Below are 25,616 nucleotides of genomic sequence, written 5' to 3' on the forward strand. Positions count from 1 at the left end.
CGTACGATTTTGCCGTGGCTGCGACCTCGGCGCTGACGCTTGCTGCAGCGTCGGCGATTCCTGCCCTGGCGGCGGGCGTGGCGGCCGGCGTTTGGCTGTCGCCGCGACTGGCCGAGCGGCGCCGCAAGGCGGCCACCGAACGGTCCGGGATCACCGTCGCGGAGATGCTGCAGCAGATCGTTTCGCACGCCTCGCTGGGGATCGCGGTCGTCGACTCCCACCGCGACGTCGTCTACCTCAATGAGCGCGCAACCGAGTTGGGGCTGGTGCACGGCCGGTTGCTCGACGACGAGGCGTGGGCGGCCGCACAACGCGCACTGGCCGGCGACGAGGAAGTCGTCTTCGACCTGACGGTGGCCAAGCGCGCTCCCGGGGCCACCCGGTCGGATCTGTCCGCGGTGCGCGGCTATGCCAGCATGCTGTCGGAAGAGGATCGCCGGTTCGCGGTGGTGATCGTCGACGATCAGTCCGAGCAGGCCCGCATGGAGGCCAGCCGCCGCGACTTCGTGGCCAACGTCAGCCATGAACTCAAAACCCCGGTGGGGGCGATGGGGCTGCTCGCCGAGGCACTGCTGGCGTCGGCCGATGACCCCGAGGCGGTGCGGCCGTTCGCCGAGCGAGTGCTGGTGGAGGCCAACCGGCTCGCCAGCATGATCGGCGAGTTGATCGAACTGTCCCGGCTGCAGGGCGCCGACCCGCTGCCGGACCTGGGCGTCGTCGACGTCGACGCGGTGGTCAACGAGGCGATCTCCCGGCACAAGGTGGCCGCCGACAACGCCGAGATCACGATCACCACCGATGCCCCGAGCGGGTTGCGCGTGCTCGGCGACGAACCACTGCTGGTCACCGCGCTGGCCAACCTGGTGTCCAATGCGATCGCCTACTCGCCGCACGGTTCGCCGGTGTCGATCAGCCGGCGTCGCCGGGAGGGGGTCATCGAGATCGCCGTGACCGACCGTGGCATCGGCATCGCGCCCAAGGATCAGCAGCGCGTGTTCGAACGGTTCTTCCGCAGCGACAAGGCCCGCTCGCGGGCCACCGGGGGCACCGGGCTGGGGTTGGCGATCGTCAAGCACGTGGCGGCCAACCACAACGGCACCATCACGTTGTGGAGCCAGCCGGGCACCGGTTCGACGTTTACCTTGGCGATTCCCGCATACCAAGGCAGTGTGGACCCAGAGAAGGAGGAGCAGTGATGAGACCCACTGTCGATGACGCAGAGGGTGGCTACGCGGAGGGACAGCGTCGATGACACATGTCTTGATCGTTGAGGACGAGGAATCACTGGCCGACCCGTTGGCATTTCTGCTGCGTAAAGAGGGTTTCGAGGCCACCGTGGTGGGCGATGGAACCGCCGCCCTGGCCGAATTCGACCGGGCCGGCGCCGACATCGTGCTGCTGGATCTGATGCTGCCGGGGATGTCGGGCACCGACGTCTGTAAGCAACTGCGTGCGCGTTCCAGCGTTCCGGTGATTATGGTCACTGCCCGCGACAGCGAGATCGACAAGGTCGTCGGCCTGGAATTGGGTGCCGACGACTACGTGACCAAGCCGTATTCGGCCCGCGAGCTGATCGCCCGGATTCGGGCGGTGCTGCGCCGCGGCGGTGACGACGAAGGCGGCGTCGGTGAGGGTGTGCTGGAGTCCGGCCCGGTGCGCATGGACGTCGAACGGCACGTCGTCATGGTGAACGGCGAGCAGATTACCTTGCCGCTCAAGGAGTTCGACCTGCTCGAGTACCTGATGCGCAACACCGGCCGCGTGCTGACCCGCGGCCAGTTGATCGACCGGGTCTGGGGTGCGGATTACGTCGGCGACACCAAGACATTGGATGTCCACGTCAAACGACTTCGGTCCAAGATCGAGTCCGATCCTGCCAATCCGGTGCACCTGGTTACCGTGCGTGGACTCGGGTACAAGCTGGAGGGCTAAACCTTCTTGCGCCCTCTGCGCCCCCCGGTAGCCCCTTGGTGGGGTCTCCTAACTTGCTCGGCGGGGTCGTCGTCGCCGAAAATTACGCGAATTGGACGTCCGACTTCTTAAGGTAACCTTAATCAAGGTTGCCTGTGGGAATCCTTGGGCCCAATCCACACTTCGTCAGTTACACGGGAGACGCGATCGATGAGCGGGCCGGACGACACGGCGCACACCTTGCGCACGCTGGTTGATCTGCTGACGCAGCGTGCGGCGCAGTACGGCGAGAACTTGGCTTTCACCTTCTCGCGTGACGGTGATGAGCACGAAATCAGCCAGGCGACCTACGGCGAGCTGGACCGGCGCGCCCGCCAGATCGCCGCTGACCTGCAGGGGCAGGGAGCGTCCGGGCAACGGGTGCTGGTGTTGTGTCCCCCGGGGCTGGACTTCATCGCCAGCTTCTTCGGCTGTCTGTACGCCGGAGCCATCGCGATCCCGGTGCATCCGCCGATGCGCGAACACCTGCTGCCGCGCGTCGAATCGATCATCGCCGACGTCCAGCCCGGCTTCGCGCTGACCACCAGCGAGATCGAACCCAAGATCAAGCCTGCGATCGACGCCCTGCCCGGCGGCCAGGCGCTGCGTTGGACCATCACCGACGTCGACGTCACGGGCAGTGCGGCGGCCTGGGCGGCGCCGCAGATCGACGGCGACAGCATCGCAATGCTGCAGTACACCTCCGGGTCGACCAGCGCACCCAAGGGAGTCGTGCTGACTCACGGCAACCTGGTGCACAACATGGCGACCATCGCCGAGGCCTGGGGCGCGAATCCCAACATGCCGTACGTGACCGGCGTGTTCTGGCTGCCGCCGTACCACGACATGGGTCTGATCGGCGGGTTGTTGGGCACCATGTACGTCGGCGGGCATTCGATCCTGATGCCGCCGACGGCGTTCATCAAGCGCCCGATGCGGTGGCTGGAGGCCATCTCGCGGCACCGCGCGATGATCACCGCCGCACCGAACTTCGCCTTCGACCTGTGCGTCGAGCTGAGCACTCCGCAGGAGCGCGCTGCGCTGGACCTGTCCAACTGGTCGGTGGCGCTGTGTGGTGCCGAACCGGTGCGCACGGCCACCCTGGACGGGTTCGTCGAGTTGTTCGCACCGTCGGGCTTCCGGCCCCAGTCGTTCTACCCGGTCTACGGACTGGCTGAGGGCACCTTGCTGGTATCCGGCGGGTCGGACCTGCCGGTGCCGATGGTGCAGCACGTAGACCGGGTCGCACTGGGCGACAACCGGGTGATCGATGTCGCCGCCGACGATCCGAACGTGGCGACCATGGTCGGCTGTGGCAAGCCCCGCGGCGGCCAGCGGGTGATCATCGTCGACCCCGAGACCCGGTTGGAGTGCGCCGGAGACCAGGTCGGCGAGATCTGGGTGTCCGGCGGCAGCGTCGCGCACGGCTACTGGGGCGCCCCGGAACTGTCCGCGGAGACGTTCGCCGCGACGTTGGCCGACACCGGTGAGGGCCCGTTCCTGCGCACCGGCGACCTGGGATTCCTGCATTCCGGGGAATTGTTCGTCACCGGTCGTCGCAAAGACCTGATCATCATCCGGGGCACCAACCACTACCCCAACGACATCGAGCTGACCGTTCAGAACACCAATCCGGCGCTGCTGCGCGGCCGCGGTGCGGTGTTCTCGATCGCCCCGGAACCGGGCGCGGCCGAGCAACTGGTCGTGGTCCAAGAAGTGGACCCGAGCCGCCTGGCAGGCGAGCAGGCTGACGAGGCCATGCAGGTCATCCGCACCGAGGTCACGCAGAACCATTCGGTCCGCACGCACGCCGTCGTGCTGGTCCAGCCGTTGCAGCTGCCCACCACCTCCAGCGGCAAGATCCAGCGCAGCGCGTGCAAGCAGCAGTACCTCGACGGCGAGCTGCCGGTGGTGGCCCAGTGGCCGTCGGCGGCCGCCACCGCGCAGCCGCAAGCCCAGGCCGAGCCGGCCCCGGTGGCGGAGCGGACCGAATCAGGCGCCCACAGTGCGTCCGAGATCAGTACTTGGCTCATCGAGCGGCTGTCGCAAGACCTCGAGCTGCCGCTGGCCGAGATCGATCCGGCCAAGCCGTTCGCGTTCTACGGACTGGACTCCATCCACGCGGTCCGGCTCTCCAGCGCCCTCGAGACGTGGCTGGGCTTCGAACTGGCCCCCACGATCGCCTACGAATACCCGTCGATCGACATCCTGTCGGCGCATCTGGCCCGGGTCGCTGCGAAGACGCCGGCGGCTCCGAGCGCCGGCGCTGCTGCCGAGCGCACCGAGCGGCCCGCCGCCGACGAGCCCATCGCGATCGTCGGTATCGGCTGCCGCTTCCCGGGCGCTGATGGGCCCGAGGGTTTCTGGCGGCTGCTGTCCGGCGGGATGGACGCCACCAGTGACGTCCCGGCCGACCGGTGGGACGTCGACGCCTTCTACAACCCCGACCCGTCGGTTCCGGGCACCGCGGTCACCCGCCGCGGCGGCTTCCTGGGCCAGGTCGACCAGTTCGATTTCCAGTTCTTCGGGATCTCGCCGCGCGAGTCGGCGCAGATGGACCCGCAGCAGCGATTGTTGCTCGAGGTGGCGTGGGAGGCGCTGGAAGACGCCGGCCAGGTGCCAGGCGAGCTGGCCGGCAGTCGCACCGGCGTCTTCGTCGGCATCTCCACCAATGACTACGGCTTCCTGCGGCTGGGTCAGCCGCAGCTCGTCGACGCCTACACCGGCACCGGCAACGCGCTGAGCATCGCCGCCAACCGGCTGTCGTACACGTTCGACTTCCACGGGCCGAGCATGTCGATCGACACCGCCTGCTCGTCGTCGCTGGTCGCCGTCGACTTGGCGTGCCGCAGCCTGCGCGACGGCGAATGCAACATGGCGCTGGCCGCCGGGGTGAACGTGATCTTGTCGCCGGCGCTGGCGATCAATTTCAGCAAGGCCCGGGTGATGGCGCCCGACGGCCGTTGCAAGACGTTCGACGCCGACGCCGACGGCTATGTCCGCGGTGAGGGCGCCGGCGTGGTCGTGCTCAAGCCGCTGCGCAAGGCGCTGGAGGACAACGACCCGGTGTACGCGGTGATCCGCGGCAGTGCCACCAACTCCGACGGCCGGACCAACGGCCTGATCGCTCCCAGTGGTCGGGCGCAGGAGGGCGTGGTCGCCGAGTCGTTCCGACGGGCGGGCCTGCCCGTTGGCGCGGTCCAGTACGTCGAGGCGCACGGCACCGGCACATCGATCGGCGACGCCATCGAGGCCAACGCCTTGGGCGCCGCACTGGCCGAAGGCCGACCGGAGGGCAGTCGCTGCCTGGTCGGCTCGGTCAAGACCAACATCGGCCACCTGGAGGCGGCGGCCGGTATCGCCGGCCTGATCAAGGTGGCGCTGTCGTTGCAGCACCGGGAGATCCCGGCCAGCCTGAACTACACCGAGCCCAACCCGCACATCGGATTCGACCGCCTGCCGCTGGAGGTGGTCCAGAAGCTGACCCCGTGGCCGTCGGGCAGCCGGGCGATCGCCGGGGTCAGCTCGTTCGGCTTCGGCGGCACCAACGCCCACGTCGTGCTCACCGAGGCTCCACAGGCCCGCAGCAGCTACTACGACGACACCGCGGCACCGCGCGCCGAACTGCTCGCGCTGTCCGCACGATCGCCGGAGGCGCTGACCGCGTTGGTCGGCGAGTACGAGATGGCTTTGTTCTCGGGCGGTTTGATGGGCGGCGCCGCGCTGACCGACCTGTGCTACACCGCCGGTGCCCGCCGCGGCCACCACGACTACCGGCTCTCGGTGGTCGGTGACACCCCGGCGGCGATGTTCGAGTCGCTCTCGGCGTACCGGCAGGGCGAGTCACGGCCCGGATTGTCGGTGGGCCACTGTGCGCCGAGCCGGCCCGGCCCGGGTGTCACGTTCGTGTTCTCCGGCCAGGGCTCGCAGTGGCACGGCATGGCGCAAGGACTGCAGGCCGACGAGCCGGTGTTCGCCGACGCCCTGGCCGCCTGCGACAACGCGCTGTTCCCGCATCTGGGGCACTCGATCCTCAAGGAGCTGGCCGCGCAGGACGGTCCCGAGGAGCGCTCCAAGCTCAAAGACATCGGAATCCTGCAGCCGACGATCTTCGCGATTCAGGTGGCGCTGGCGGCACTGTGGCGGTCCTGGGGTGTCGAGCCGGCCGCCGTCGTCGGGCACAGCCTCGGTGAGGCCGCGGCCGCCCACGTCGCGGGCGCGCTGAGTCTCGATGACGCCGCCCGGGTGATCTGCGCCCGCGCCCGGATGCTGCGTGGCGTCCGTGGCCGTGGGGCGATGATGGTCACCGAGACCACCATGGCCGAAGCGCAGGAGCTCATCGCCGGCCACGAGCGCGAGGTGGCCGTCGCCGCGAGCAACAGTTACCGATCGACGGTGCTCGCCGGCGAGCGCAAGGTGCTCGAAGCGCTGATGGCCAAACTGCAGCAGCGGGACCGGTTCTGCCGCTGGATCGACGTCGACGTCGCCTCGCACAGCCCGCAGATGGAGGCGCTCGGCGCCGGCCTGCGCGGCAGCCTGGTGAAGCTGAAGCCGACCGTGCCGACAGTGCCGATGTATTCGACGGTCACCGGGGAACTGGTGGGCAACAAGCTGCTGGACGCCGACTACTGGGTGGCGAACCTGTGCTCGCCGGTGCGGTTCTCGCCGGCGCTGCGTCGGCTGCTCGAGACCGGGCACAACACCTTCGTCGAACTCAGCCCGCATCCCATCCTGCTGACCGGAGCCCGCGAGGACGCCGAGCATGTGCACCGCAGCGCCACCCTGCTGCCCTCGATGCGCCGCGACGACGGGGTTTTCAGTGGCCGCGCGACCATGCTGGGCTCGCTGGGCACCCTCTACACCCTGGGGCACCGGGTGGCCTGGGAGCAGATCTACCCCCAAGGCAGCCGCTGCGTTCCGGCTCCGACCTACCCCTGGCAGCGGGTGCACTCCTGGCTCAACGCCGGATCGATCGCGGCGCCGCGGCGAGGCGGCGTCGGCGGCAACGGCGGTGGCTGGCGCGGGCCGATCCGGTCGGCCGCGCAGCCTGCAACGGTGCTGGCCGAGATCGACGTGACCACTGCGTCGCTGTCGGCCGAGCAGCTGGCCGAGTTGGCTCTGGCCGCGGCCGAGGTCGCGTTCGGGCCCGGCACTCGGTCGGTCGCCGAGCTGAGCCTGCGTGACGGTCTGGACCAGGCACGCACCGTGCAGTTCGCCCTGACCGGCGACGCATTCGATTGCTATGGCAGCGCCGGTGCCAACTGGTCGCTGCTGGCCACCGGCACCCTGTCTGCCGAGCAGTCGCACGCGCCGACCGTCGTCACCGCGGCCGTGGACCCGCGGGACCGGAGCTACCGGATGCGTTGGCAGCCGGCCTCTTTGGCGACCGACAGCGAGGGCCGGCCCGCCGACCCCGGCAGCTGGCTGATCCTGTCCGACGGCCCGGTCGCCGACACGCTGCGGGATCACCTCGAGGCGCAGTCGCAGTCCTGCGTGCTGGTGGAACCGGTCGTTGGGCTTGCCGAGATCGAGCGGGTGAGCGCCGACAGCTACCGGGTCGATCCAGCCCGTCCGGAACACTTCGCCGAGTTGCTGCGCGCAGCGTTCGGCGGCGACCGGCCGCCCTGCCGCGGAGTGGTGCACCTGTGGAACCTGCTGGCCGCCGCGCCGGCCGACACCACCGAAGAGTCGCTGGCGACGGCCGCCGACGTCGGATCGCTGAGCGTGGTCCACCTGATCCAGGCGCTGACCCTGGCCGGTTGGCCGGAATCGCCGCGGCTGTGGCTGGTGACGCGCGGGGCGCAGCCGGCCGGGGACGAAGCCGGCCTCGGGGCCCTGTCGGTCGGCCAGGCTCCGGTCTGGGGGCTGGGCCGTTCCCTCGATCACGAATACCCCGAGCTGCACGCCACCGGCGTCGACCTGGCCGCCGACGGCGGGCCCGAAGAACTGCGCGGCCTGTTCAGCGAGATCTGGTCGGACAACCCCGAGACGGACGTGGCCCTGCGCGGCCATCGCCGCTATGTCGCCCGGCTGGAGCCCTATACGGCTCCGTCGGAGGCGGCGGGCGAGCTGCGCGGCAGTGACATCCACGAGCAAGCCACTTACCTGGTCACCGGCGGCCTGGGGGCGGTCGGCGGCAAGGTGGCCGGCTGGCTGGTCGAGCGCGGTGCCCGCCACCTGGTCCTGATGGGCCGCAGCGCGCCCTCGGACGCGGCGCAGGCGACGCTGGATCAGCTGCGCGCCGCCGGCGCGCAGGTGACCGTCGCACAAGGCGATGTCACCAAATCCGCCGACGTTGCTGCGGCACTGGCCACCATCGATGCGTCCATGCCGCCGCTGCGCGGCGTGGTGCACGCGGCCGGCACCGTCGACGACGCGATTCTGGCGCGCCTGGACGCGGCGCAGCTGCGTGCGGTGATGGCGCCCAAGGTGCAAGGTGCCTGGAACCTGCACACCCTGACCGCCGACGCGGAGCTGGACTTCTTCGTGCTGTTCTCCTCGGCGGCCTCGGTGCTGGGTTCACCCGGCGCCGCCAACTACGGCGCCGCGAACGCTTTCCTGGACGCGCTGGCCTGGCATCGCCGGGCGGCGGGCCGGCCGGCGCTGAGCGTCAACTTCGGGCCCTGGGCCGGACTGGGTATGTTCACCAACTCCGAGCTGCACCGGCATTTCTCGCACTACGGCGTCGAAGGGTTGCCGGCCGAGGACTACTTGGCGGCGCTGGCGGTGCTGATGGCCGATGGCGCGACCGAAGCGATGGTGCTCGACATCGACTGGGCGCGCTGGCGCCCGAGTGCACAGTCCCCGCTGTTGCGCGACCTGCAGGTCACGGCCACCGACGGCCAGGGCGGCGGGGCATCGGGCAGCGGTCTGTTCGAGGCGGTGCAGGCCGCCGATGCCCAGGAGAGCCAGCGGCTGCTGGAGACCTACCTGCGTGACTTGGTTGCCGGCAAGCTGGGCCTGGCTCCGGCCAGCCTGGACGTGCACGCACCGCTGAGCAGCCTAGGGGTGGATTCGCTGATCACCCTGGAACTTCGCATCCAGGTCGAGCGCGAACTCGGTATCGTGGTTCCCGTTGCCCGGCTGCTGGACGGGCCGAGCGTTGTCAGCCTTTGCAGCTGGCTTGGTGAGCAGCTGGCCGCCGGGACGGACCGGGTTGTGGCTGACGAAGGGTCGGCGGCGCCGGATGTCGCGGAGGCGGCCCCCTCGCAGGAGATGGAGCTGTTGGCACAGGTCACCGAGCTGTCGGACGAAGCGGTGGATGCGCTGCTGGCGAAGATGATGGCCGAAGATGGGGGCAGCGCGTGACGGATCGTCCGGACGTGCCCACTGACATCTCCAGCCTGTCGCCGGAGAAAAAGCGTGAGCTTCTTGCCCAGCTACTGAGGGCCAAGGCGCAGGACGCGGCATCCGAACACGAGCTGTCCTACGGGCAGCGCTCGATGTGGTTCATGCACCGGCTCGCGCCCGACAGTGCGGCCTACACCGTCGCCTACGCCGGACGCATCGACGGCGGCCTGGATGTGCCGGCCCTGGAGCGGGCCGCGCAGGCGTTGGTGAACCGGCACCCGATGCTGCGAACCACCTACACCGAACGGGACGGCCAGCCCGTCGCGCTGGTCCACGCGCACTGGCCGCTGCGTATCGCCACGCAGCGCATCAGTGCGGACGCAGCTGAACTCGATCAATGGGTCCAGGCCGAGATCGACCGGCCCTTCGACCTGCGCACCGGCCCGGTGCTGCGGCTGACATTGCTGGCGCGGCCCGACGACCACGTGCTGCTGCTGACGGTGCACCACATCGCCGTCGACTTCTGGTCCATCGACATCATCCTCGACGAGCTGCGGGCGCTCTACGCCGCCGAACACGGCGCTGATCCTTCCGCCCCACCGGGGCCACCCGCCGACCGCTACGTCGACTACGCCGCGCAGCAGTCCCGGATGCTGGCCGGGCCCGAGGGCGAGCGGCTTTGGGAGTTTTGGCACCAGACACTGGGCGGCGAACTGCCGACCCTGGCGCTGCCCACCGATCGGCCGCGGCCGGCGATCCAGACCTACGACGGTGCGCTGCACCGGTTCAGCGTCGACGCCCAGGTCACGGCCGGGATCAAGCAGGTCGCGCGGACCGTCGGGGCGACGCCTTACATGACCCTGCTGGCGGCCTATGCGGTGCTGCTGCACCGCTACAGCGGGCAGGACGACCTGGTCATCGGTTCGCCGTTCGCCTGCCGCGACCGGGCCGGGCTGATGGGCATGGTCGGTTACGTCACCAACCCGTTGCCGCTACGCGTCGATGTGAGTGACGACCCGAGCTTTGCTGCGCTGCTCGGTCAGGTCAAAGACACCGTGCTGGGCGCGATCGGCCACCAGGAATACCCGCTGCCGCTGCTCGTCGAGCGGCTGCGGCCGGTGCGTGACGCCGCGCGCACCCCGCTGTTCCAGGTGTCGTTCGCCTGGCAGCAGGTCCGGCTATTCGAGGACAACGCGTCGGGTGGGGACGGCATCCTGCACCTGGAAACCCTCTACATCGGCCAGGGCGGCTCACCCTTCGACATCACCATGCAGGTCGGCGAGCAGGATGACGAGCTTCAGCTCGCCCTGCAGTACAACACCGACCTGTTCGATGCCGCGACCATCGAGGCCCTTGCGCAGCACTTCACGTTGCTGCTGACCGGGCTGGCCCAGCCCGGGGCGGCCGACGCCCCGGTCTCGCAGCTGACCCTGCTCACCGACGCCGAGCGCGCCGCGCTAGCCGCCTGGAACGACACCGCGGTCGACTACCCGGTTTCTTCGGCGGCCCCTGGGACCTTGCACGAGATGGTCGCCGCCAGCGCCGCGCGCACACCGGACGCCGTCGCGGTCAGCTACGACGGCCGCGACATCAGCTACGGCGAACTGGACCGGCGGGCCAACGGCCTGGCACACCGGTTGCGCCAGTTCGGTGTTGGCACCGGCCCGGGACCCGCCGTGGTTCCGGTGCTGCTCGAGCGCTCCGAGGACCTGGTGATCGCGCTGCTCGGCGTGCTCAAGGCCGGCGGCGTGTTCCTGCCGCTGGATCCCGCGCAGCCCACCGGCCGGATGGAGGCGATGCTCGCCGACGTCCCCGAGGCTCCAGTCTGTGTCACGCATCGTGAGCATTTGGGCTGCGTTCCAACAGGTTTCACCGGAGCCCGGCTGTGCCTGGACCAGCCCTCCACGGCGCCCGTCGAGGAAGCCGCAGCCCCCGAGACGGGCACTACGCCAGCGGATCTGGCCTATCTGATGTACACCTCGGGTTCCACCGGGGCTCCGAAGGGCGCGCTGAACAGCCACGCCGGCATTCGCAACCGGCTGTTGTGGATGCAGGACGCCTACCAGCTGACCGCCGATGACCGGGTGCTGCACAAGACCCCGATCAACTTCGACCCGTTCGTCTGGGAGATCTTCTGGCCGTTGACGGTTGGTGCCCGGGTGGTGATCGCCAAGCCCGAGGGACACAAAGACGCCGCGTACCTGGCGCGTACCATTGTCGAACAGCGCGTCACCACAATGCATTTCGTTCCGTCGATGCTGCGCCGCTTCCTTGCGGAGTCTCAGGCGGCCTCGTGTACCGGCTTGCGCAAGGTGTTCTGCAGCGGTGAAGCGCTCACGGCGGACCTGCGCGATAGCTTCTTCGCCGCGCTGCCCGCCGAGCTGTACAACCTGTACGGCCCGACCGAAGCCGCTATCGACGTCACCCATTTCCATTGTGAGCGTGGGACAACCGATCCCATCATCCCGATCGGACGGCCGATCGCCAACATCGCGATCCACTTGCTGGACGCGACGGGCAACCCGGTGCCGATCGGGGTGCCCGGCGAGCTGCACATCGGCGGCGTTGGCGTGGGCCGCGGCTACCTGAACCGACCCGAGGCCACCGCGGCAGCGTTCCTCGACGACCCGTTCAGTTCCGTTCCAGGTGCCCTGCTGTACCGCACCGGCGACCTGGCCCGTTACCGACCCGACGGCAACATCGAATACCTGGGCCGCCGCGACGACCAGGTGAAGATCAACGGTTTCCGCATTGAGCTCGGTGAGGTGGAGGCCGCGCTGGCCCAGCATCCCGGTATCGCCGAGAACGCCGTCGTGGCACGCAAAGACGCCTCGGGTAACACCCAGCTGATCGCACATGTAGTCCCCGTCGCGGCAATGCCCGGCACGGCCGAGCTGCGCCGCTTCCTGCTGGACCTGGTGCCGGCGGCGATGATTCCCGCGGTGTTCCACACCACCGACCTGCTGCCTTTGTCGGCCAGCGGCAAGGTGGATCGCCGGGCGTTGCTCGCCCTCGGCAAGGACCTCGACGCCGCACCGGCGGAGTTCGTCGCGCCCCGCGACCACACCGAAGAGGTGCTGGCCGAGATCTGGCGCGAGGTGCTCGACGTGGACCGGGTCGGCGTCACCGACGACTTCTTCGCCCTCGGCGGCGCCTCCACCCAGGCGCTGGAAGTTGCAGTGCGCGTGGGAGAGCTGGGACTGGAACTGCGACCGGAGTCGCTGTTCGTCTACGGCACCATCGCCGAGCTGGCCGCCGAATTCGGCCCGATCGGCGGGGCCGCCGCGGCCGAGCCGGCAGCGGACAAGCCTGCGGCGCAGCCCGAGCCCGTGGTGGTCGCGCCGCAGCCGGTTCGCGCGGCCACGCCTGCCCCGGCGTCGGTGATCAAACCCGTGCAGAGCGGTCCGGCGCGCAACGTCGTAATCGAGAGCCTCGGCGTGTACCTGCCACCGCGGGCGGTCTCCACCGAGCAAGTGCTGGCCGACTGCGTCAACGAGGTGAAGATCCCGCTGGAGCGTCTCACCGGTATCAAGAACCGGCGGATGGCCGGCCAAGACGAGTTCTCGATCGACTTGGGCCGCAAGGCGATCGCGGACTGCTTGTCGCGGTCGAGCTACGCCCCCGAAGAGATCGATCTGGTGATCGCGTGCAACATCTCGCGCTGCGACGGCCCGGAGCACATGTTCACCTTCGAGCCGAGCACCGCCTCGCAGTTCCGTGATCAGCTGGGGCTGACGGGCGCCGTCTGCTTCGACATCAACAACGCCTGCGCGGGCATGTTCACCGGCGTCAGCGTGGCCCAGGACTTCCTCAAGACCGGCCTGGTGCGTAACGCGCTGGTGGTCAGTGGCGAATACATCAGCCACATCACCGAAACCGCGCAGCAGGAGATCGAAAGTGCGATGGACCCGCGGCTGGCCTGCCTGACCGTCGGCGACGCCGGCGCGGCGGCAGTGCTCGAGCTCGGGCCTAACGACCGGGTCGGCTTCCACGACCTGGATCTGGCCACGTTCAGCGAATTCGCCAAGCTGTGCATCGCCAAGGCGACCGAAGGCCCGCACGGCGGCGCCATCATGGTCACCGACTCGGTCACCCAGACCGCGATCGCGGTGAAGCACTCGGTTCCCTATGTGGCAGCGGTCATGCAGCGGCACGGCTGGCGGCCCGAGACGGCCGATCAGCTGCTGATGCACCAGACCTCAGAAGCGTCCATCAACGATGCCATCTTGACCATCAACCGGGTCTTCGGTGCCGGTGCCGCGAGCCGGGCCAACACCATCTGCAACCTCGCCGAGCGCGGGAACACCGCCACCACAACGCATTTCGTCGCGTTGTATGACTACATCAACGCGGGTCGGATCAATTCCGGCGACAACGTGGTGCTGTCCATCACCGGCTCCGGGCAGACCATCGGCACCGGTCTCTATACGTTCGACGACCTGCCTGATCGGATGCGCCGAGCCGAGGGCGGCCAGGCCGGCCACGGCACGCGCGGTGTCCGCTCCGGCGGGGTCCGTCGGGAACTCCCGGCGACACCGCGGGTGCGCATCGAGGGCATCGGCATGGCCATGCCAGAGGGTCAGACGCCGCCCAGCTCCATCCAGTTCGCCGTCGACGCCGCCACTGCCTGCCTGGCCGACAGTGCAGTCGAGAGGACCGACGTCGGGCTGGTGATTCACGCCGGCATCTACCGCGACGATTTCCTGAGCGAGCCGGCGGTCGCCACCTTGGTGGCCGGCGAGGTCGGGATCAACGCCGAGCCGGAGTCCGCGGACGCCCCCAAGACCTTCGCGTTCGACGTTCTCAACGGGGCGGTCGGTTTCCTCAACGGCTGCCATGTCGCCGCCGGCATGATCGGTGCCGGACGGACCGGACATGCCATGGTGCTGGCCTCCGAAGTGGAGAACAACACCCCGGAGAGCGGCTACCCGCGCAACGGTATTTTCGAGACCGGGTCGGCGATCATGCTGAGCCCCAGCCATGGGCCAGAAGGCTTCGGCCGGTTCGTCTTCGGTCACCACCCGGAGTACCGGGGCGCGTTGGCCACCTACACCCAGGAGCGCGACGGCCGGATGTGGCTGCGGATCGACCGCGACCCGAACCTGGCCGCGATCTACGTGAGCTGTTTGCCGTCGTCGGTCAAGGAGTTGCTGACGCTGGAGCAGCTGGCGCCCGAGGACATCGCGCTGGTGTTCCCGCCGTACCTGCCCGGTGCCGCTCTCGATGAGCTGGCCGCGCACATCGGTGTGGACCGGTCGCGGTTCGTCGACCTCGAGGCGCAGGGCCAGACCAGTGACCCGTTCACCTCGACGCTGCCCTACCAGATCGCCGACGCCCGCCGGCGCGGCCTGGTCAAACCGGGCGACGTCGCGCTGATCATGGCGGTCGGCTCGGGTGTCGAGGTCGGCTGCACTACCTACCGGTTCTGATCGGCATGCGCGCATTCGTCACCGGGGGAACCGGATTCGTCGGCTCGAACCTGGTCGCCGCACTGCTCGAGCGAGGAATACAGGTGCGGGTCCTGCGCCGCTCGACCTCGCCGATGGCCGCACTGGAAGGTTTGGACTGCGAGACCCGGATCGGCGACGTCAACGATGGCGTCGACGCACTGGCAGAAGCAATGGCCGACTGCGACTGGGTGTTTCACACCGCGGCGATCTCGGACTACTGGCGCTACCGGACGCAGACCCGGCTCTACCGCACCAACGTGGACGGCACCCGTGATATGGCCGCCGCCGCCCAGCGGGCCGGGGTCAAGCGGTTCGTCTACACCAGTTCGCTTGCCGCCCTGGGTGTTCCAGAGCGCGGACATGAGTTGGTCGAGACCGATGACTTCAACATCCGGCCTCGGCAGTTCCCCTACGCGCACAGCAAACACCTCGCCGAGGCTGAACTGCAGAAAGCCGCCGCGGCCGGTCTGCCGGTGGTGATCGTCAACCCGTCGGCGGTCATCGGGCCTCGCGACGTCAACCGCATTGCCAGCGCGATGCTGGTCGAAGCCAAGCAGGGCCGGCTGTGGTTCGCCGCCCCCGGCGGCACCAACTTCGTCTCGGTCGACGACGTGGTGGCCGGCCACATCGCCGCTGCCGAGCGGGGTCGGATCGGGGAGCGCTACATCCTGGGTGGCGAGAATCTGCTTTTCCGTGAGGCATTCGCAGTCGCCAACGGACTCTTCGGTCGGCGCCCACCCTCTGTTATGTTGCCGCGCTGGTTCATTCCGGTAGCCGCAGCTGGGGTGAGCGTGGCACGTGTCGTGGTGGGACCGCGGCTACCGATCGACGCCCGCCAGATGCGGCTGTCGACGGCCGAGATCTTCGCCGATGCCAGCAAGTCTCGCGCGGAGTTGGGTGTGCCGTTCACGCCGTTCGCGACCGCGCTGCGTTCCGGCTACGAGTGGTATCGCGACAACGGCTACCTGGATTAGCCGGCCGGCCGGAGCGGGGGTTTGCCGAACCGGCGTTCACTTGATCGCCTCAATTCGGGTGGGCCCGTTGGCAACCCGGCTTTGTAGAAATCCGGCGAATAATCGTCGAATGCGGACAGTGGTCGATGGCAGCAGTGCTAACCTCCGTGTTGCTCAATTCCAAGTTGCGGCTCAGGTGGGCGTTTGGATGTTCGGTGTGCCGTATCTCAGCTAGAGGAGGCCGGAGTGTCGGAGCGTCGCTGCAACGGAGGAGTGCGTCGTGGTCGCCGGGTGGTGGGTGCCGCGGCGTCGGTGGGGGCGTTTCTGGCGTTCGGGATGACGCCGGTCGTGGTGAGTCCCGCGCAGGCGGACTTCGATCTGTGGGATCCGTTGTCCTGGTTCGGTGCGGACAGCGGCGACGCGGGATTGTCTTTTGGCCAGGAAACCGACGGCGTGTCCGAGCTGCTGGCGATGGGCAGTGCCGAGGCGGGCAACTGGTTGACGTCTGCCTGGACGGCATTCGATGAGCAGCTGTACAGCGCCATCTATGACCCGGTTCAGGCAATCATCGACAACCAGTCCAATTCCTGGTGGCTGGATCCGTTGAACGGACTGTTCGCCGTTGGTGATTCTTGCGGCATCGCGTGCAACGGCGCCGACGCCTACATCGATACCGACAGCGGCGATTTGGTCGGGGCGCAGGACGGTGGCTGGCTGTTTGGCAACGGCGGCAACGGCATTGACGGCTCCGACGGTGGCGCAGCCGGGATCTTCGGAGACGGCGGCGCCGGCGGGGCCGGCAGCACCGCATTGATCGACGGCGAGGCCGGTAGCGGCAACGGTGGTGAGGGCGGCATCGGCGGATTGCTGATGGGCCACGGCGGTGCCGGTGGCGCCGGTGCGGCCGCCCGGATCGATACCGAAGGCACCGTGTTCGCCGCGGGTTCCGGTGGCAACGGCGGTGACGCGCGGACCTGGTTCGGCATCGGCAACGGCGGCAACGGCGGTGCCGGTGGTCAGGGTCTTGATGCCACCGATGATCAGCAGGCCACCCTCGGCGGCAACGGCGGGGACGGTGGCAATGCCGGCGTTCACACCGGCAACGGCGGCAATGGCGGTGTGGGGGGCAACGGTGGTGTCGGACTGACTGGATCCGATGGCACCGGTGAAACCGGATCTGCTGGTGCCGGCGGCGGCAACGGCGGTAGCGGTGGCCGTGGGGCATTCCTGATCGGCAACGGCGGCAGCGGTGGGGCCGGGGGCGTCGGAGGCGACGGCGGGTCCGGTGGATCTGGCGCCAACGGCGCGGCGGGCACGTTTGCCGAGGGCGGCAACGGCATCGGTGGCGCCGCGGGTAATGGCGGTTCCGGAGGAAACGGTGGCGCCGGCGGCCGGGGCGGTGACGCCGGTCTGGCACAGAACTTCTGGAGCGGTGTCAACGGGACCGGCGGAGTCGGTGGCAACGGCGGCGCGGCCGGGTCGGCCGCCGACGGAGGCCGTGGCGGTGACGGGGCCTGGGGTAGCGGCGGTCCCGCAGAACTCGGTGACCGCGCCGGCGGCGACGGCGGCAACGGCGGCGACGGTGGCGAGAACGGCGCCGCGGGTGCCGGCGGCCTCGGCGGCAACAACGGTGACCGCACCAATGCAGCCAGCGGCGACGCCGGGCAATCTGCCGGACCGGCCGGAAATGGTGGCCGCGGCGGCAACGGTGGCTACGGAGCGGCCGGGACGGCCGACGGGTATGTCGGTGGCAACGGCGGTAGGGGCGGCGACGCGGGCAGTTCGGGGTTGTACGCAGGCGACGGTGGCCACGCGGGCGGCGGTGGCACCGGCTACAAGGGAATTGGCGGCGCCGGGGGTAACGGTGGCGACGGGGGCGACGCCGTGAACGGGACCGGCGGCTACGGCGGTGCCGGTGGAGGGGGCGGGCCATCGGCCTGGGGTGTGCCCGGCGGCAACGGCGGCAACGGTGGCGACGGCGGCGACGGTCTGTACGGCGGCGGAGGCGGCCCCGGTAACGGTGCCAATGGCAACAGCGGCCTCGGCGGGGACGGAGGATCCGGCGGTAGCGGTTCGACCGGCAACAATGGCGGCACGGGAGGTGACGGCGGTAATGGCGGGGCGAATTCTGTCGATGGTGCGGTTGGCGCCTCCGGCGGAATTGGCGGTCGTGGCGGCGCGGGCTCGGAGGACGGTTCCGGCGGCGACGGCGGTTCCGGCGGCGACGGCGGCCAGGGAATCGGCGAGGACCGCTCGGGCGGTATCGGTGGTCGAGGCGGCAATGGCGGCACCGTCGGACCGAAGGGTGACGGCCGGGGCGGCGACGGCGGTACCGGTGGCAATCAGGGACCCAATGGTTACGGCGAAGGCGGCGACGGCGGCTCAGGCGGTAGCGACGGCACCTCCGGCGGCAACGGCAGCAATGGCGGCAGGGATGGCACTCGCGGGACTCCCGGGGCCGACGGGTAAGGGGTACACGCCATAGCTGGTTTACGTAACCAACTGCAGCACAGGGCTTTTCACGTCATCACGGCGGGTCTGTCAGTGTCGGCCCCAGCCGGTGCCGGATGGCTGACGGCTAACCCACCTGCGAAAGCAGAGCTTCGGTCGGCGGACGACGCTGCGTCCAGGGCTGCACCGACTCGATCTGCGCCGCCAGTGAGACCAGGGTGGCCTCGTCGTTGGCCCGCGCCACCAGGTGTACCGCCTCGGGCACGCCGTCGGCGGCGATCCCGGTCGGGACCGAGATGGCCGGCTGACCGCTGTAGCACTGGGGGAAGGTGAACGGGATGAACTTGAGCATCTTCAGCATCGCCCGGGTCGGCCCGAGTCCCTCGAAGTAGCCCACCCGTACCGGCGGAATGGCCAGCACCGGGGTCATCAGAATGTCGAAGTCGGCGATCCTGCGCTGCGAGCGTGCGGTGATCCGCGGCTCGGCGGCGACCGCCCGGCTGGCCAGCCAGTCCGGGACCAGCCGGCTGGTTCGGGCCTCGGCCTGCATACGCCGTTCCAACAGTTCGGTTTTCGGGAGCCGCTCGATCTCGTGGGCGAATCCGTTCATGAACAGTGCGAGCACCGCGGCGATACCCATCACCGGATAGACCGGGTTGCGCTCGACCACCTCGTGGCCCATCGAGCGCAGCAACTCGGCGGTCTCCAGCACCGGGCGGCGCACGTCATCGCTGACGTGTACCGGCACAACGGGCTTGAACGACATCGCGATCCGCAGCCGCCTTGGATGCGCCAGCAGTGCCTCCATCAGCGGCGGTGCCGGCGGGGGCGAGGGAATCTCGTCGTCGGGTTCGGGCCCGGTCATCGCGTCGTGCAGCAGCGCCGCATCGATGACGCTGCGAGCCAACGGCCCGATGTGGTTGAGCCCGTGGAACCGGTAGGCCCGTTCCGGCGACTCCTTGGTGCTGATCCGGCCACGCTGGCCCTTCAGCCCGACCAGTCCGCAGCAGGCGGCCGGAATGCGGACCGAGCCACCGCTGTCACTACCGGTGGCACCGGGCACCATTGCGGCGGCGACGGCAGCGGCCGACCCGCCGCTGGAACCGCCCGGGGTTCGGTAGAGATCCCACGGGTTGCGGGTCACGCCCCAGGTCGCCGATTCGCTCACCGGGTAGGCGCCGAACTCTGAAAGATGGGTCTTGCCGATGATCACCGCGCCGGCAGCCCGGAGCCGTCGCACGGCGGCGCTGTCGGCGCTTGCGGGGCCGGCGTCAATTCCGGTGCCACACATCGAGGAAACGCCGGCAACGTCGGTGTCGTCCTTGACCGCGATCGGCACACCGGCTAACGGCAGTGCTTCTCCGGCGGCCAGTCGCTGTTCGACATGTGCCGCCTCGGCCATCGCCCGGTCGCCCATCACGGTGCGAAAGACGTTCAAAACCGGGTCAAGGCGGGCGATCCGATCCAGATACAGGGTCACCAGTTCGCGCGGCGACACCTCACGCGCGCGCACCAACTGCGCTAAGCGCGCGACGCCGGCGAAGGCCAACTCATCGTCGTGCGCGGCAGACATCATTGCGTCCTTTCCCCCGCGGACAACAATACCCACCGTGCATTGGCGTAAAAGTGTGTCGGCGTTGGCGACACACTGAGAACTGCAGAGCGCTCAGCTCCCCGTCGCAGGCTCGATGTTGTGGTTGAGGGTGAATCGGTTGCCCGGATCCAGGCGTGCTTTGAGGTCGGCGAGGCGTTGATATCCGGCGTCACCGAATGTCGCGCGAATGCGGTCTTGCCCTTCGTCGCCGACGAAGTTCAGGTAGGCGCTGTCCGGGCCCAGTGGCCGCAGTATCTCGAAGGCCTGCCGGGCCCACGCCGTGCAGCGTGCGCTCTCGGCGGGGTCGGTCCACGTCGCCATCAAATGGATGATGTACGGGTGATCGCGGGCGACGATGGCCGTCGACTCCGCCGGAACCCGGCTGGCGTACCCGCCGAGCCGGATCAGGTGCAGCCGGGTCTGCGCCGAGGGCCGCGACCGCCCCAGCAGGGCGATGCGCCGGATCGCCTCGTCGGTGAGTTCGGTGACGAACAGCGACTTCCAGTAGTTCAGCCAGCCATACGGCGCCGTGTAGTCCAGTGCCTGCTGCCAGGTCGAGTAGTCCAGCTTGTGCTGCACCGCCACCACCGGCTTGGCCGCCACGCCGCGAACGTTGAGCAGCGCGCTGACGTCGTCGCTGCTGATCGCATCGGTGCGCGTCGAACAGGCCAGCACGTTGACCAGCGACTGGCCCGTGGTGAAGTCGGAAGAGAAGTCCAGGATGGATGCCAGGTGATCCGGTGCGTTGTCCATCTGGGCGCGGAAGTGCCGCAGGGCTGCCTCGGCGTCGACGTCGGGATAGGACTGCACGCCGGCCACCACCCCGGAGATCGGGTGTAGGCGCAGCACGAACTGGGCCACCACGCCGAAGTTGCCGCCCCCGCCGCGCAGGCCCCACAGCACGTCGGCGTTCTCGGTCTCGCTGACCGTCAGCACCTCACCGGATGCGGTCACCAGCGTTGCGCCGATCAGGTTGTCGCAGGTCATGCCGTGGGCGCGGGAGAGCCATCCGATGCCGCCGCCGAGCGAGAATCCGCCGACGCCGGTCGTCGAGACCACCCCGCCCGGGCAGGCCAGGCCGTGCTTGCTGGTGACCGGGTCAACATCGCCCCAGGTGGCGCCGGCCTCGACGTAGGCGATCCGCTCCTGCGCGTCGACCCGCACCCCGCGCATCTGCGTCAGGTCGATGACGATGCCGCCCTCGGTGGCCGAATGGCCGGCGACACTGTGACCGCCGCTGCGCACCGCGATCTGGGCACCGGAGTCCACGGCATAGCGCACAGCGGCGACGATGTCGTCCTGCGAGCGGCACTGCAGGACCACCCGCGGCCGCTTGTCGATCAGACCGTTGAAGACCTGGCGCACCTCGTCGTAGCGGGCATCGCCCGGGGAGACTGCGTCGCCGGTAAAGCCCGGAACGGTAGGGGTGGTGGCTGTCATCGCATCCTTAACGGGTCAGCGCGGCGAGCTCACTCGTCGCGCAGTTCGGTCGCCGGAGTGGACCGAGTGCTCTTCCAGGCGGGAATGATGGCCGCGAAGACCGCGGCGACGGTGGCCAGTACGGCGTAGACCACCGCGTCGGTCCAGGGGAACACCAGTGGGGTGATCAGGCCGACGTTGACGACGGCTGCCCGCCGCACGGCCTCTGAGATGGCGATCGAGAGCACCGCGCCGAACAGTCCGCCGGCGGCGCCAGCGACGACCGCCTCGATGGTGGTGATGCTGAATACCCGGACCCGGGTGGCGCCCAGCGCCTGGATCAGGGCCACCTCGCGCCGGCGGCGGATACCGACCAGCAGCAGCGTCGACAGCACCGAGATGAAGGCGATCGCGAGCAGGCCGTACTTCAGGGTGTTCAGCGGCGTGAGATAACGGCCGATGGAGGTCGCGATGTCAGCGGCGTAGCCGTCGGTGTCCACCGCGGTCACCGGCTGGTCGAACTGCGCGGCCTTGATGTTCTCGATGACCTGACCGGCGGTGGAGCCGGACTCCGGGGTGGCGAAGATCAGGCCGGCGGGCTGGGGGCCGTAGATCTGCTCGGCGACCGCGTAGGGCATGTAGATCCGACGGCCGCCGTATTCGGGCGTGGCGACAATGGTGCCGATGCTCATCGCCTGCGCGTCGAGTCCACTTCCAAATACAAGAGTGTCACCGATGTGGAGATTCTTCTCGCGCGCCAGGACGCTGCCGATGACGACCTGATTGGCATTCTGGCTTGCCTCCGGGGATTGCCCCGCGAGTAATCCGAACGGAAATGTCGGCCGGTCCTGCGCCTGAATATGCGCTAACGACCCGTCTTTGAGGCTGATCTCGATTTCAGCCATCCGCTCGGTCTTTTCCACCCCGGCCACCGAGTTCAGTTTGTTGACCGTCTGCGGGGCGAATCGGGCATCAATCGGTCCGTAATCGGCGAACTGTGTCGTGGTGATGGCAATGCGACCGTCCGCCTGGGATTCGGCGACCTTGGTGGCGCCGATGTGGATCGCCACCAGGAATCCGGACAGCAGGATGGCGACCACGACGGGCACCGCGATGGCGCCCGAGATGGCGGCGGTGCGTGATCGGTCCGAGCGCAGCGCGTTGAGCGCGATGGTCAGCGTCGCCCCGCTCGACTTGTCCGGCCGCGGGCGCAGGCTGGTTATCGCCTGCGCGCTGAGGTACGCCGTGGCCAGCAGGAGGCCGATGAGGGCGACGACCGCCCCGGCGTCGGCGATGATGGCCTGCCAGGCTACCAGCGCGCCGGACAGCGTGGCCAGCCGTGCCGCGACCACCCCGGTCAGTCCGATCGCCAGCAGCAGCAGGGCCCTGAACCAGATCTTGCGCTGGGTGGTCTGTTCCTGCGCCGCTCGCCCCGACAGCTCGGCCGCGATGGGCGTGTTGGATGCCGAGAGGGCGGGGCCGATCGCGGCCCCCACCGCCAGCACGATGCCGGCGAGGATGCCGACCACCAGGATCGCCGGCTTGAGGATCACCGGGACGGTGACACCGACGAAGCGTTCGGTCAGCTCGCTGGCGCTGGCCACGATGGGTTCGGAGATCACAATGCCGGTCAGCACACCCATCGCCGAGCCCACCGCACCCAACAGCGCGGCCTCGCTGAGGAATCCGGTCATGATCGACGCGGGCGAGGCTCCCAATGCGGAGGCGATCGCGATCTCGCGTCGACGCTCCTCCACCGAAAGTCGGGTGATCTGGGTGATCAGGATGACCCCGACACCGATCGAGATCAGGGCGAAGATGCCCAGCAGGGGCAGCAGCACGTCGTTGACGTTGTAGCCCTTCGCCGGCTCGCTGCGGGGCTGCACGCTGTAGGTGGGACCGAGCGTGGTCTTCAACCGCTGCTGGACCTCATTGGCGTCGGCGCCCGGGTCCAGGGTCACGTACAGCATGTCCACCCGGTCGCCGCGGGCGAACTGCACTTTGGCCATGCTCAGCGGCAGCACCGCGACCAGGCCGTTGTTGACGTCGTCGAGGTCAGCCACCCGCTGGAATTTCTCCACCGACAGCTGCCCGACATCGGTGACCAGGGTCGCCGAGGAGTCCAGGGAGTCGCCCAGCGACTTCGAGGTCGCCGGTGGGGGTTCGGCCTGCCCGGCCTGGCAGACCTTCGGGTCGACGATCCACTGTGCGGAACAGTCCACGCCCAGACCCAGCGCGAAGCTCTCCTTGCCGTCGTTGTGGATCATGGTCACCCCGCGGATGACCGGTACCACGGCTGCCACCCCGGGCACCGCCCGGGAGTCGTCGACGACGGCGGGGCTGATGCCGCCACGGGTGGCCGCCCCGACCACGCGCAGTGGTGCGGGACCGGCGATCTGGTAGCCGACGTCTTCGACGGCTTTGGAGACGCTGGTGACCTCGATCATGACGGCTACGACGACTGCGACACCGCCGCCGAGCGAGAATGCGGCCAGTGCGGCCCGGAATGCGTGTTTACGGACGGCTCGGAAGTTGATTATCCGCAGCAGGCCGAATGTCGCGGCTAATGTTCCGCGAGCCATGTCACATTATTTGCCGCGTGAGCCATTCCGCTGTCTGTCTCAACTTCACCGTCGAGCAATGAAATCAGACGAGGAGCGTCGTCAGCTATTTTCCGGTCGTGGGTCACCAAAACAATTGTCTGGCCCGCGGCATTCAAGTTATACAGCGCATCGATAACTCGCTGGCCATTTACGGTGTCCAGGTTTCCGGTCGGCTCATCGGCGAGAATCACGTCGGGCTTCATGAAAAGCGCCCGGGCCACGGCCACGCGCTGCTGTTCGCCGCCGGACAATTCCGAGGGAACACGCTTGGACTTGGCGGCCAGCCCGACCTGGTCGAGCAGGCTCATCGCGTGGGCGTGCTGGGCGCGGCCGGATTTGCCGGCCAGCAGGCCCGGGAGCATCACATTCTCGACCACCGAGAGGCCCGCCAGAAGGTTGAAGGCTTGGAAGACGTAACCGAGCGTCTGGCATCGCACGGTAGCCAACTGCTTGCGTGAGAGCTGCGAGACACTCTGGCCGTTGATGAGGACATCGCCACTGGTCGGCATGTCCAACAAGCCGAGAATGCTCAGCAGGGTGGACTTGCCCGAACCGGAGGGGCCGACCATCGCGACGAATTCGCCGCGGGTTATCTGGATATCGATGTTGCGCAAAATCGGCGTGGCGGTATCACCCTCACCGAACTGTTTGTTGAGTTTGCGCGCTTCAAGGACCACAGGAGGTCTCAGAACGACCGGCGGCGTGTGTCCGTTCCGGTTGAGCTCCATATCCACGGTATGCATCTCGGTCCTGATCATGAATCTCCGGCGGGCGTCGTAATATAGGCGATCATGCCCGCGTTGGGCGCGTTTCTCAATTCAGTACGCACTCCGCGAAGTTGGTGCGCTACGCGGCGCTATGGGCCGATCATACCGGCGCCGGTCGCCTGCCGAAAATCGTTCGGCCGTGACCCCGACCACCGGAAGCCGTCGCGTTACCCGGCCGATCCCGCTGTCAGCCCGCGGTGGCCGTTGCGCCGCGCCGGCGGCAAAGTGCCGGCTGACCTGCGGCTATCGGAGTCATGAATTTGCGGCCACCCAAGTGCACGATGCTCCGGTCAGGTGCGCCGCGCCTCCCGGGTGGCGGGGTGAATGGCCACCAGGCCGAGTTCGTTGCGCCGCTCGCAGATCGCCGCCAATTCCGCATAGGCCTTGGCGCCCAGCAGCTCGGTCAGTTCGGGCGCCAGACTCTGCCAGACCTGCCGGGCGCCGACGTGGGCTGCCGGGTCGCCGGTGCAGTACCAGTTCAGGTCCTCACCGCCCGGCCCCCAGCCGCGCCGGTCGAATTCGGTGATCGTGGTCTTGAGGATTTCGGTGTCGTCGGGGCGGGTGACCCAGTCCTGGCTGCGCCGGATCGGCAGCTGCCAGCACACCTCGGGCTTCATCGTCAGGGGCTCCACGCCGAGGCGGACGGCTTTGATGTGCAGGGCGCAGCCCGCGCCGCCGGCGAACCCCGGCCGGTTCAGGAAGATGCAGGCGCCCTTGACGGTGCGGGTGCGCAGTTGTTGCTCGCCGTCGTTCTCGTCGTATTCCAGGTAACCCTTGCGGCCCAGGCCCTTGTCGCGCAGTTGCCAGTCGGCGTCGGTGAGTTGGGCGACCGCGTCATCGAGGTTGGCCCGATCGTCGTCGTCACACAGAAAGGCGCCGTGCGAACAGCACCCGTCGTCGGGGCGGCCGGCCATGATGCCCTGACAGGCCGGGGTGCCGAAAACGCAGGTCCAGCGGGACAGCAGCCACGTCAGGTCAGCGGCGATCAGGTGCTCGGGATTGTCGGGGTCGTAGAACTCCACCCATTCGCGAGGGAAGTCCAGTTCGACCTCGCCGGGATGGGGGCGGTGCTGCGCGGGGGTCACGAATCTCCAGGCTAGACCAGAAATTCACGTTGCCTCACCATGTCCGGGCCTCGC

11 protein-coding genes are annotated in these 25,616 nt (G+C 68.7%); 6 read left to right on the forward strand and 5 right to left on the reverse strand.

All coding sequences use genetic code 11. The features are described from left to right. The first annotated feature begins 14 nt into the window (after positions 1–14). The 6 genes from ACKY0W_RS02600 (at position 15) to ACKY0W_RS02625 (ending at position 18,112) form a co-directional block, all read left to right on the forward strand. Positions 15–1,196 (forward strand): sensor histidine kinase, encoded by a 1,182-nt coding sequence (locus ACKY0W_RS02600; RefSeq protein ID WP_409436275.1) that lies wholly within the window; start codon positions 15–17, stop codon positions 1,194–1,196. A 52-nt stretch (positions 1,197–1,248) separates the two neighbouring features. After that, positions 1,249–1,932: a winged helix-turn-helix domain-containing protein gene (locus ACKY0W_RS02605; protein WP_406756447.1), complete on the forward strand. Its 684-nt coding sequence runs from the start codon at positions 1,249–1,251 to the stop codon at positions 1,930–1,932. A gap of 189 nt (positions 1,933–2,121) precedes the next feature. Further along, on the forward strand, positions 2,122–9,258 hold the full coding sequence (locus ACKY0W_RS02610; protein ID WP_409436276.1) for an SDR family NAD(P)-dependent oxidoreductase: 7,137 nt from the start codon (positions 2,122–2,124) through the stop codon (positions 9,256–9,258). Continuing rightward, positions 9,255–14,669 (forward strand): amino acid adenylation domain-containing protein, encoded by a 5,415-nt coding sequence (locus ACKY0W_RS02615; protein WP_409436277.1) that lies wholly within the window; start codon positions 9,255–9,257, stop codon positions 14,667–14,669. The genes ACKY0W_RS02610 and ACKY0W_RS02615 overlap by 4 nt, the downstream gene beginning before the upstream one ends. A gap of 5 nt (positions 14,670–14,674) precedes the next feature. After that, complete coding sequence (locus tag ACKY0W_RS02620; protein ID WP_409436278.1) at positions 14,675–15,664, forward strand: NAD-dependent epimerase/dehydratase family protein; 990 nt, start codon at positions 14,675–14,677, stop codon at positions 15,662–15,664. A gap of 225 nt (positions 15,665–15,889) precedes the next feature. Beyond that, positions 15,890–18,112 (forward strand): PE family protein, encoded by a 2,223-nt coding sequence (locus ACKY0W_RS02625; RefSeq protein ID WP_409436279.1) that lies wholly within the window; start codon positions 15,890–15,892, stop codon positions 18,110–18,112. 109 nt (positions 18,113–18,221) lie between these two features. On the opposite strand, the gene ACKY0W_RS02630 is transcribed toward ACKY0W_RS02625, so the two are convergent. The 5 genes from ACKY0W_RS02630 to ACKY0W_RS02650 form a co-directional block, all read right to left on the reverse strand. Next, on the reverse strand, positions 18,222–19,667 hold the full coding sequence (locus ACKY0W_RS02630) for an amidase family protein (protein WP_409436280.1): 1,446 nt from the start codon (positions 19,665–19,667) through the stop codon (positions 18,222–18,224). Positions 19,668–19,760: 93 nt separating this feature from the next. Further along, positions 19,761–21,128 (reverse strand): FAD-binding oxidoreductase, encoded by a 1,368-nt coding sequence (locus tag ACKY0W_RS02635; protein WP_409436281.1) that lies wholly within the window; start codon positions 21,126–21,128, stop codon positions 19,761–19,763. Positions 21,129–21,157: 29 nt separating this feature from the next. Continuing rightward, positions 21,158–23,689, reverse strand: a complete 2,532-nt coding sequence (locus ACKY0W_RS02640) for an FtsX-like permease family protein (RefSeq protein ID WP_409436282.1) — start codon at positions 23,687–23,689, stop codon at positions 21,158–21,160. Beyond that, positions 23,671–24,468 carry an ABC transporter ATP-binding protein gene (locus ACKY0W_RS02645; RefSeq protein ID WP_233428654.1) on the reverse strand — a complete coding sequence of 266 codons (798 nt, stop codon included), beginning with the start codon at positions 24,466–24,468 and terminating at the stop codon, positions 23,671–23,673. The genes ACKY0W_RS02640 and ACKY0W_RS02645 overlap by 19 nt, the downstream gene beginning before the upstream one ends. A gap of 299 nt (positions 24,469–24,767) precedes the next feature. Continuing rightward, entirely contained in the window at positions 24,768–25,562 is a 795-nt protein-coding gene (locus ACKY0W_RS02650; RefSeq protein WP_409436283.1) for a hypothetical protein, read from the reverse strand. Positions 25,563–25,616 lie beyond the last annotated feature (54 nt).

The sequence above is a fragment of the Mycobacterium sp. SMC-14 genome (assembly GCF_046250075.1).
In the GTDB taxonomy this organism is placed as follows: domain Bacteria; phylum Actinomycetota; class Actinomycetes; order Mycobacteriales; family Mycobacteriaceae; genus Mycobacterium.